The organism is Desulfobacter sp. (genome assembly GCF_050177295.1).
Map to the genome: position 1 here is coordinate 22,044 of NZ_JBFXHE010000013.1, position 6,610 is coordinate 28,653.

Annotated in this window: 7 protein-coding genes; 5 read left to right on the forward strand and 2 right to left on the reverse strand. The window is 51.2% G+C overall.

Translation table 11 applies throughout. The features are described 5' to 3' along the window. Positions 1-6: 6 nt before the first annotated feature. Positions 7-1,317: a CDP-alcohol phosphatidyltransferase family protein gene (locus tag AB7U36_RS02320; RefSeq protein WP_428158195.1), complete on the reverse strand. Its 1,311-nt coding sequence runs from the start codon at positions 1,315-1,317 to the stop codon at positions 7-9. Positions 1,318-1,585: 268 nt separating this feature from the next. On the opposite strand from AB7U36_RS02320, the gene AB7U36_RS02325 reads away from it, so the two are divergent. Next, positions 1,586-2,116: a peptidylprolyl isomerase gene (locus AB7U36_RS02325; protein ID WP_428158196.1), complete on the forward strand. Its 531-nt coding sequence runs from the start codon at positions 1,586-1,588 to the stop codon at positions 2,114-2,116. A gap of 96 nt (positions 2,117-2,212) precedes the next feature. Here AB7U36_RS02325 and AB7U36_RS02330 read toward each other — a convergent pair whose 3' ends face one another. Continuing rightward, positions 2,213-2,596 (reverse strand): pancreas/duodenum homeobox protein 1, encoded by a 384-nt coding sequence (locus tag AB7U36_RS02330; protein WP_428158197.1) that lies wholly within the window; start codon positions 2,594-2,596, stop codon positions 2,213-2,215. Between the two features lie 328 nt (positions 2,597-2,924). Between AB7U36_RS02330 and AB7U36_RS02335 the strand changes: the two genes are divergently transcribed. The 4 genes from AB7U36_RS02335 to AB7U36_RS02350 all read left to right on the forward strand — a co-directional run. Beyond that, the gene (locus AB7U36_RS02335; RefSeq protein WP_428158198.1) at positions 2,925-4,265 is read left to right on the forward strand and encodes a 4Fe-4S dicluster domain-containing protein; all 1,341 of its coding nucleotides are present in this window, start codon (positions 2,925-2,927) and stop codon (positions 4,263-4,265) included. After that, positions 4,262-5,425, forward strand: coding sequence for an NADH:ubiquinone reductase (Na(+)-transporting) subunit B (locus AB7U36_RS02340; protein WP_428158199.1), 1,164 nt, complete (start codon positions 4,262-4,264; stop codon positions 5,423-5,425). Before AB7U36_RS02335 ends, AB7U36_RS02340 begins: the two co-directional genes overlap by 4 nt. Continuing rightward, a complete protein-coding gene (locus AB7U36_RS02345) occupies positions 5,418-6,191 on the forward strand; it encodes an FMN-binding protein (protein WP_428158200.1) in 774 nt (257 codons plus the stop codon). Before AB7U36_RS02340 ends, AB7U36_RS02345 begins: the two co-directional genes overlap by 8 nt. Before the next feature lie 18 nt (positions 6,192-6,209). After that, on the forward strand, positions 6,210-6,610 hold a 401-nt coding region (locus tag AB7U36_RS02350), incomplete at its 3' end, for an Rnf-Nqr domain containing protein (RefSeq protein WP_428158201.1).

Genomic DNA, 6,610 nt, shown 5'->3' on the forward strand with positions numbered 1-6,610 from the left:
GGCAAGTTACCCGGGCGTACCCGGGACATTGGTTTTTTCTACCCAGAGTCGGCCTGCGGCCAGATAAAAAACCACGGACGCCAGGATAAGATACCCGAACATCTGGATATTTTTGGTTTTCAGGATATAAGCAAAAACCACAATGGTGGCAGCGGAGATCAGGAAAAAAATGGGTTTGGGGATCTGTTTGAGAATCACCCGGCCAAAATGGGCAAATCGGATATGGCTGACCATCAGGGCTGTGGAAATAGCAGTGAAAGCCCAGAGCAGCATGGGACCGGACACAAGGGATGCCCCGAGGACGATCAGGGCGCCGGCAGGACTTGGAAATCCGTTGAAAATACCGGCAGGCAGATCCGTGCGGCTCTTGTCTTTGGTGACAAACCGCACTAAACGGTAAGCCACACCGACCACATAAATCATGGCAAAAAACAGGGCAAAGGTTCCGCCTCTAATGATCACCATATAGGCCGGTGCCAGGCCGAAGGAAACAAAATCGGCAATATCGTCCAGCCAGGGACCGTATTTGGTTCCTCCGTGTTTGAGTGCCATGCGGCCGTCAAACAGGTCAAACAACTGGCCCATGATGATCACGCAGATGGCCCAGGCATAACAGTGATGATAGGTCAGAATCAGGCTGGCAACACCGCACATGAAATTAAGCATGGACAGAATATCGGCATAAAGCCGGTTGGGGACAAACTTGAAAATCATGGATGCCGCAGAAAGGACAATACAGGCCCCAAGCACCCCGTCACCAATATTCAGCATCCCGGGATTGGCATCCATCAGGGCGCACAGAATCACCAGGGCAAAGCAGATAATGGCCTTGATTTTCCCGAAATTGTTGGCCGCTCCGGATACCTTGAGCCAGGTCAGTACCCTGCGGGCAAAAAACTGGCCCACAAGTTCTATCACCACAAGAATCCATACAAGCCTGGGCGACAAAATGCCGATATAGGCAAACCCGATCATGGTGGGCAGATAGGTCAGCTTGTCGCACAAGGGGTCCAGCCACTCCCCCCACCGGGAAACCAGATTGCATCCCCGGGCCACAACGCCGTCAACCCCGTCAAGAATCGCCGCAAATGTAAAAATAAAAATGGACAAAGATTGATAGGGCGAAAAGAAATAGAGAAAGAACCCCAGGAAGGCAAGAGCCGTACGCCAGTAGCAGATGGCGTTGGGATGCATCAGCCACAGATGGGATTCAACAAACTGCCTGACAGACGCCTTTTTCTTCACGCTGTGGGAAAACCAGAAAAAAAACAGGGTGCCCAGAACCCCGGATGCCATGATTACCAGAATTCGTTCCATGATTCGGCCTCAATATCAGTTAAAAGTTTGTGGATAATTTTATCATGTGGATATGTCATTGTGGTGCTATTTATCATCTTCACACTATCCTGGAAATAAAAAATACGGTTAATCTTCAATACGCGTTATCCGTTGATTGGATGATGAATGTGGCGCAATGTTCTCCCGGCTGCCGGAACCCCTGCTTGGGTGGTTTTTCTTTTTTTATGTATGACATCCGGCGATTTTATATTATTTTCAGAGAAATTTTAACCTTCAGGAGAAAAACATGGCAGATCTGACAGCAATTATGGAAACGTCAAAAGGCACCATTAACATGACGCTTTTTGCAGACAAGACCCCGTATACTGTGGGCAATTTTGTAAACCTTGCCAAACGGGAATATTATAACGGGTTAACCTTTCACCGTGTGATTTCAGATTTTATGATCCAGGGCGGCTGCCCTTACGGCAATGGCATGGGCGGCCCGGGCTATGAATTTGAAGATGAATTCAAAAAAGATCTCAAACATGACAAGCCCGGCATCCTGTCAATGGCCAATGCCGGTCCCGGGACAAACGGCAGCCAGTTTTTTATCACCCATGTGCCCACGCCCCATCTCGACGGTATGCACACGGTATTCGGAGCAGTTGTCAGCCAAGCAGATCAGGACGTGGTCAACAGCATTACCCAGGGAGATACCATTGAAAGCATCACCATCAAAGGCAATGTGGGTTCGGTATTCAAGAAGATTAAACCCAGACTGGATGGGTGGAACAAAACCCTGAACAAGTCCTTCCCAAAGCTTCCCAAAGCCTGATTATCTATTGTTGAAACAAAAAGACCTTTTGCCGCATGATCATACGGCAAAAGGTCTTTTCTTTTTGGATTCAGCGGTTTTGTCCGGGGTGTCGGATCAATCCAGGTCAATGTACAAAGGAATAATATGAAGAGACGCAGAATTTTCCTCGGTATCCCCTAACCGCCAGTTTTTTACCGGAATCCCGGCTTCTTTGATTTTTTCAATCATCCCTTTGATATTAATCAGGGGGTGCCGGGTAAATACATTGGGCAGTCCGTATGTCAGGCTGCACACCAGGCATTTGTCCGGCCGGCGCAGCAGGTTAAAGGCAAGGACAATCCGGCTGCCGGAAATACTGACAGGCTCCAGCCTGATGTCATAAGCACCTTCCGAGGCATCTCCGTACAGCGCATCAAAAAACTGATCACTTCTTTCAGGCGGCAACAGCTCATCTAAAAATTCCTGGGTGAGTATGCTGTCAAAATCTCTTTGAGCCATGTTTTATCATCCTTTTTTTATTACCTGTATCTTCATTTAAATTAGATTTCTCTTCTATTCTTTCTATGCCGGAAAATCAAGGGACAAACCAGGGTAATTGCGGTAATTTGTTTGCAGTTTGATGTTAATTTAAAATGGATCATACGAATTATAAACCACCATGTATTAAATTTAAAATAGTGTAGCTTTTGCCCGTTTGATCTTACTCAAATATCTGGTACAATTAAAATTTAAAAAAAAGAGAGGAGGGAGGACCCATAATCGGTGTCCATCCGGAAATAACTTTCTATACTCTGTTCACTGCCAGTAATAAAAATGGAATAACTAAATGAAAACCTTGAAAATTACCCGGGGATTTGACCTGAATGTGGCCGAACAGCCCGATCTGAGCTGTGTTCACCTGGCCCTGCCGTCCAGTCTGGCCTGCTGTGCCGGGGACATCCCCCATATCCGGCCCAAATTGCTGGTTAAAGAGGGTCAGCGGGTTAAAACCGGCCAGGCCCTGTTCACAGATAAGCGGGATACGACCATACAGTATGTATCCCCGGGAACCGGTCAGGTGGAAAAGGTTATTTACGGGCCCCGGCGGCGTCTTATGGAGGTGGTGGTCGCAACGGAGTCCGAAGATGGGTATATTGAATATGATCCGGTTGCTTTGGACGACATCACCGGCATGCCCGGGGATGAGCTTGTGGCGCACCTGAAAAAAGGGGGTCTGTGGCAGGGCCTTCGCCAGTTTCCGGCCCTGGATTTCGCTGATCCCGATCATCCCCCTGCCATGATTATCGTGGCCATGGACGGCAATGATCTTTTTTCGCCGCGTCCGGCCATCATCCTTAAAGACAACATTGATGCCTTTGACGCGGGTATGGCGGTTTTGCGCCGGTTTTCACACCGGCTTGTCGTGGTATGCCGGGAAAGCAGCCTGGCAGGCATCCGGGAGCTGAACTGTTCAGTGGCGGACCAGATAACCCACACAGCCCCGGACATATATCCTGCCTGGCACCCCGGTGCCGTACTCTATCAGATCAGGCAAGTGGCGACGGAGAACAGTTCCTGGTGCATCCGCCTGGATCACCTGGTCATGATGGGCCGGTTTTTACTTTCCGGCCGGTATCCGGTTGAAAAAATCGTAACCATTACCCGGCCCGGGGACCGGCTGCCCCATATGCGGGGCCGCCAGGGCATGCCCTTGTCTGCCCTGGCCGGGGAAATACCTGGAAAAAGTATGGTCACCACAGGCCGGTTCAACGGCCGGCTCCTGGAAAAGGATGCCCATATCGGTTTTTTTGAAAACACGGTCAATATCATTGAAGCCGGTGCAGAGGAACAGATGTTCGGTTTTGCCCGGCCCGGCCTTGACAAGCCATCGGTCTCCGCCACATTTCTGTCTTCCCTTTTCAGGGGGCCGGCAAAAATGGACTGCACCCTTCACGGGGAAGCGCGGGCCTGCATCAACTGCTCCTATTGCGAACGCATCTGCCCCAATGACCTTATGCCCGCCTTTATCATGAAGGCCCTTCACGGGGGCGAACTTGAAGAAGCATTGGCCCTTGGGCTCATGGACTGCTGCAAATGCGGGCTTTGCTCATTTGCCTGCCCGTCCAAGATTGAACTGACCCGGATCCTTTCGGACGCCATGGACGCCTATCACAAGGACAAACAATGAAGAATCCCTTAAGAAAATTTTTTGATGATACAAGGCCCTTGTTTACCGGGGACGGGAAATATAAAAAATATGAGCCTGTCTGGGACGCCACAAAAACATTTTTCTTTCTGCCTTCGGCGAAAACCCGTGTCATGCCCTTTGTCCGGGATCACCTGGACCTGAAACGCTACATGAGCATCGTGATCCTGGCGCTTTTGCCGGTGACCTTTTTCGGGATATACAACACCGGATACCAGGCCGGTATCGGGGCCGGGGAATCCTGGTCCGTGACCCGATGCTTTCTTTTGGGCACCTGGTATGTGCTGCCCATGATCATTGTCTCCTATGTGGTGGGATTTGCCTGGGAATTTCTTTTTGCAGTGGTGCGGGGCCATAAGATCTCCGAAGGGCTCCTTGTCACAGGACTGCTTTTTCCCTTGACCCTGCCCCCCACCATCCCTTTGTGGCAGGTGGCGCTTGGCATCTCCTTCGGGGTGGTCATCGGCAAGGAGGTGTTTGGTGGTACAGGCCGCAATATCCTTAACCCGGCACTGACCGGACGGGCCTTTCTGTTTTTCTCCTACCCGGTCACCATGTCTGGGGATGTCTGGGTGGCAGGCAAACATCTGGTGGACGGCGTGACCGGAGCCACAGCGCTTTCCGTGACAGGCGCCGGGGGACAGTCCATCACCGCAGCCCTTTGTGATGCAGGGTATTCCCTGGGGCAGCTTTTCACAGGATTTGTGCCGGGCAGCGTGGGAGAAACCTCTGGGCTCTGCTGCCTGATCGGTGCCGCCATTCTCATGGTGACCCGCATTGCCAATTACAGGATCATTATCGGCGGTATTGCAGGACTTGTCATCACCAGCATGATCGTATACCTGATCCCCGGGGGGCAGGATACCTGGTCCAATGCCGGTCCCTTTTACCATTTGTGTGCCGGCGGATTCTTGTTCGGCATCACCTTTATGGCCACGGATCCGGTCTCCGCGCCCGGCACCAACCCGGGCCGCTGGATTTTCGGGGCTGCCATTGGTTTTTTAACCGTGATCATCCGGGTGGGCAATCCTGCGTTCATGGAAGGGGTGATGCTGGCCATCCTGTTCATGAACGTGTTTGCGCCGTTGCTGGACCACCTGGTACTCAAGTACAAATCGTCAAAAAGGATTCCCAATGTTTGAGAAAAACTCAAAAGCCCATGTGATCTTTTTTGCCCTTGTCCTGTCCGTGGTGTGCAGCCTTTTGATTACGGCGGCGGCAACGGGTCTTAAGGACCGGCAGCAGGAGAACATGGCCCTGGACAAAAAAGTGAACCTGCTGCAGGCCGCAGGCCTTGTGGATGCCGGGCAAAAACCCGGGAAAGACGCCATTAACGCCCTTTATGACGAACGTATTGAAGAGGTTGTGGTGGACCGCCAGGGCAGAGTTATGGAAACCGAAGACCCAGACGGCATGCATCTGTATTTTATCCATGCACCGGGCAGCCGGGACGACCATGATTTCAATGACATTTCCGGCTATATCGTGCCCATCAATACCCGGGGGCTGTGGGGAAAAATCCAGGGGTACCTGGCCTTTGAAAATGACGGGCAGACCGTATCCGGTTTTTCCGTGTTCAGCCACTCTGAAACCCCGGGGCTTGGCGGGGAGATCGAAAGTGCCTGGTTCCGGAAGAATTTCAAGGGCAAAAAAATCCTCAATTCCCAGAATAAATTTGTCTCCATAGGCATTGCCAAGGGAAAGGCCGAAGATTTGCCTAAAAATGAACAACCCAATTATGTGGACGGCATCTCCGGGGCCACCCTGACAGGCAGGTATCTGTCCGAAGGCATTAAAAATACCCTGATGAAGTACGAGGGCGTATCTGTTGCCTTCAGGCAGAAACAATTGAAGGCCGAAGATAAGCATGCAGGCAGTATCCCTAGCTCAAACGCATCGGGCGATTAAACTTTCAAAAGGTGAACCATGAAGCTTAAATCCAGAAGTGAATACTATGACATCCTGATCAAGGGGCTGTGGACCCAGAACCCGGTGGCCTACCAGGTGCTCGGGATCTGTTCGGCCCTGGCCGTGACCGTGAAGATGTCCACGGCCATTGTCATGGCCCTGGCCCTGACCGTGGTGACGGCCTGCTCGTCCATGATTATCTCGTCCATGAGAAAAATTATTCCCTCCAATATCCGGATCATTGTGGAACTGGCCATTATCTCCACCCTGGTGATCGTCACCGACCAGGTGCTTAAAGCCTATTTCTATGACATCTCCAAACAGCTCTCCATTTTTGTGGGACTGATCATCACCAACTGTATTGTTTTAGGCCGTGCCGAAGCCTTTGCCCTGGCCAATGACCCCATTGACTCATTTGT